The sequence below is a fragment of the Vibrio sp. V19_P1S1T109 genome (assembly GCF_002241375.1).
GTDB classification, from domain to species: Bacteria; Pseudomonadota; Gammaproteobacteria; order Enterobacterales; family Vibrionaceae; genus Vibrio; species Vibrio anguillarum.
In genome coordinates, this window is record NZ_NDIM01000068.1 from 1 (window position 1) to 3,315 (window position 3,315).

General features: G+C 44.0%; 4 protein-coding genes. All 4 read right to left on the reverse strand.

Annotated elements, in window-relative coordinates:
* Positions 1 to 177: 177 nt before the first annotated feature.
* Positions 178 to 810 (reverse strand): cAMP-activated global transcriptional regulator CRP, encoded by a 633-nt coding sequence (gene crp, locus B9J87_RS03370; RefSeq protein WP_010318741.1) that lies wholly within the window; start codon positions 808 to 810, stop codon positions 178 to 180.
* 241 nt (positions 811 to 1,051) lie between these two features.
* Positions 1,052 to 1,921, reverse strand: a complete 870-nt coding sequence (locus B9J87_RS03375; RefSeq protein ID WP_010318742.1) for a phosphoribulokinase — start codon at positions 1,919 to 1,921, stop codon at positions 1,052 to 1,054.
* A gap of 82 nt (positions 1,922 to 2,003) precedes the next feature.
* Complete coding sequence (locus B9J87_RS03380; RefSeq protein WP_010318743.1) at positions 2,004 to 2,210, reverse strand: YheU family protein; 207 nt, start codon at positions 2,208 to 2,210, stop codon at positions 2,004 to 2,006.
* A gap of 59 nt (positions 2,211 to 2,269) precedes the next feature.
* Positions 2,270 to 3,277, reverse strand: coding sequence for a hydrolase (locus tag B9J87_RS03385; protein WP_094149350.1), 1,008 nt, complete (start codon positions 3,275 to 3,277; stop codon positions 2,270 to 2,272).
* Between the last annotated feature and the right edge of the window lie 38 nt (positions 3,278 to 3,315).

Sequence of the window (3,315 nt, forward strand, 5' to 3'; positions counted from 1 at the left end):
ATTATGTACTATGTCAATACGTTAGGTCTTTTTATCTGTGAAATTAGTATAGTTCAGATTTTTTTAAGTGATGAACGGATGAGAGATAATTTAAGCGAATGGAAATAATTCAAAGAGTTGGCGAAAAAAAAGAGCCAGTAAAACTGGCTCTTTAATCAAGGTGTTTGCGTTTGAAAATTAACGAGTTCCGTACACCACGATGGTTTTACCGTGGGCAGAAATTAAATTCTGCTCTTCGAGCATCTTCAAAATACGTCCTACAGTTTCACGAGAACAGCCTACAATTTGGCCGATCTCTTGACGGGTGATTTTGATTTGCATGCCATCTGGGTGCGTCATTGCATCAGGTTGTTTCGCTAGGTTGAGTAGCGTTTGTGCAATACGACCCGTCACGTCTAGGAAGGCTAAATCACCCACTTTTTGACTGGTGACTTGTAGACGTCGAGAAATTTGTGCAGACAGACGCATTAAGATGTCTGGGTTCACTTGGATAAGCTGACGGAATTTCTTAAATGAAATTTCCGCAACTTCACAAGGAGATTTTGCACGAACCCAAGCAGTACGCTCTTGGTCTTCTTCGAATAGACCAAGTTCACCGATAAAGTCACCTTGGTTGAGGTAAGAGAGGATCATCTCTTTACCTTCTTCGTCTTTAATCAATACCGCTACCGAGCCTTTGACGATGTAGTACAGCGTCTCTGCTTTTTCGCCCGCATGAATCAACGTGCTTTTCGATGGGTATTTATGAATATGACAGTGTGAAAGAAACCACTCTAGTGTTGGATCGGTTTGAGGTTTACCTAGAACCATAATATCTCACTTCCTCTGCAGGGTACGCTTGCCGCTTTCCATATTGTAGCTAAGCCTAAAATAAGCTTACTAGGATAAGAGCACTTTCCAAATGCTGCAAGCTAACTTGTGTTTCGGTTAAGGATAGTATCCTTTTTCAGAAACGATTTCTTGATTTTAATCGTGTCAGTGGCATGATTTTTTACGCAAAACTGTGCACATGATCACGGTATGAAAAGTAACCGTCAACTTGTCCGATCACTTAGCCAATTTTACCTGTTTCAATCAATTGCTGCAGGATCGGTCTGACGATCAATTCCATCGCAAAACTCATCTTGCCACCCGGTACCACAATGGTGTTGTGGCGCGACATAAAAGAGCCATCAATCATGGCGAGCAGATAGGGGAAATCAACATTCTTTATGCCGCGCAGGCGGATCACGACGAAGCTTTCATCCAAACTAGGGATGCCCTTGGCGTTAAGTGGGTTTGAAGTATCAACCGTCGGTACCCGTTGGAAGTTGATGTGAGTTCGTGAGAATTGGGGGGTGATGTAATTGAGGTAATCATCCATCGAACGGACGATGGAATCCATCACCGCTTCACGTGAATGGCCTCGATCACGAGTATCACGCACGTACTTTTGTATCCACTCAAGGTTAACGATTGGCACCATGCCTATCAAAAAATCGACATGCTGCGCGACGTTTACATCGCCATCGACTACACCGCCATGCAGACCTTCGTAAAACATCACATCCGAGTTTTCTGGTAAATCTTGCCAAGGTGTAAAGGTGCCGGGCATTTGATTGTAGGGCACAGCTTCGTCAAAAGAGTGTAGATAGCGGCGAACTTGGCCTGTGCCTAATTTCCCATATTGGCGGAAAAATTCTTCCAATGCAGGAAAATCATTGGCTTGTGGACCAAAGTAACTGATGTGCTTCCCTTGTTCGCGCGCTTTACGAATTTCCACATCCATTTCTGGCCGTGTAAAACGATGGAAGCTATCCCCTTCAACCCATGCTGGTTTAATGTTCATCATATTGAACATTTTGCGAAAGGCTTCTGAGGTCGTAGTTGTACCGGCACCGGACGAGCCGGTGACAGCGATAATTGGATGTTTTGCTGACATGACAAACCCTGTCTGTATGTAACGTACTTGTTATCGATGGCTGCAATATAGCACGAAAAGAGTAGATTGTTTTGAGCTGAAATTATTTACGCAATTGAATATCCACACTTTCATGCAACTCAGAATAGACGATGATCGCCTCCCCTGTTGCGAGCTGTTTCTTTATTTGCTCGATTTTTTGCTGCAATGGTACTTCCTGCTCTCCGTAATCAGTACCTTCGCGTAATACAAACGTTTCAATCAAATTATCCAGTGTTTCAGGCGCAATGTGCTGCCAAGGAATAAGCATGACGACCTCTTAAACTGTCATGGAAAAAAGGGTATCGATTTAAATCGATATGTGATTAATCATGCGTTGCATTGATGATCAATAGGGTTGCCGTGACGCAGGTTTTCGTAATAGGTTGGAAGTGCTTCTTCGAGCCAAAATTTAGGTTTAAGCGCGCTACCGCTGAGAAAACCGACATGGCCACCTTGGGTAAATAAGCGGTAATGGATGTTGTCTGGCAAGGAAAATTTGGGGATCACGGCATCCGTCATAAAGGGATCATCTTGCGCTTGAATGATTTGTAGCGGCACGCGAATTTGTGTCAGCTTTGAAAGGCCTGAGCACTGCTGGTAGTAATCCTGCGCATCTTGAAAACCATGCAAAGGTGCGGTGATGAGATCGTCAAATTCGTAAAGTTTTTTGATGTGTTTAATTTGATGGTTAGAAATACCTAACTCATTATGTAAAAGATGCTGTTTCTTTAGTGCATTTTTTTTCAATGATGTCAGTAAGTAAGCGCGATAAACCTTTGAAAATCCCTGTTCAATGCGTGTGGAACACGCTGCCAGATCGAGCGGAGCGGAGACAACGGTTGCTGCGCTAACGATCGGGTCGTGACTATATTGTGCTAAGTAATTAACCAACATATTGCCGCCAAGAGAAATGCCCACTGCCACGATAGGTCGATTTGGGCATTGCTTGCGTATGTATTCGAGCACAAAGCGTGCATCTTCAACTTCACCAGAATGGTAAGCGCGTGCCAGATGGTTCGGTTTGCCGCTACAGCCGCGAAAATGCATCATGACCGATAACCACCCCTGCTGTGCGAAGGCGTACATTAAGCCATTGGCATAAGGGCTATGAAAACTGCCTTCTAAGCCATGAAACAAGATAAATAGGGGTTTATTTTGTACTCGCTCTGAGCGCCAATCATCACTCCAAGCAAGGTCTAAAAAATCACCATCAGGTGTAAACAGCGTTTGCCACAGCGGCTCAAAACGTGCGCGTTTGCGCAACAAACGAGGAAGCAGAGTCTGAAGGTGTGGATTTGTTAGTCCAGTAGCAGCGATAAATGGAGTCATAACCATAGCGTATTATTTTTATGAATTGCGACCAGTATACACCG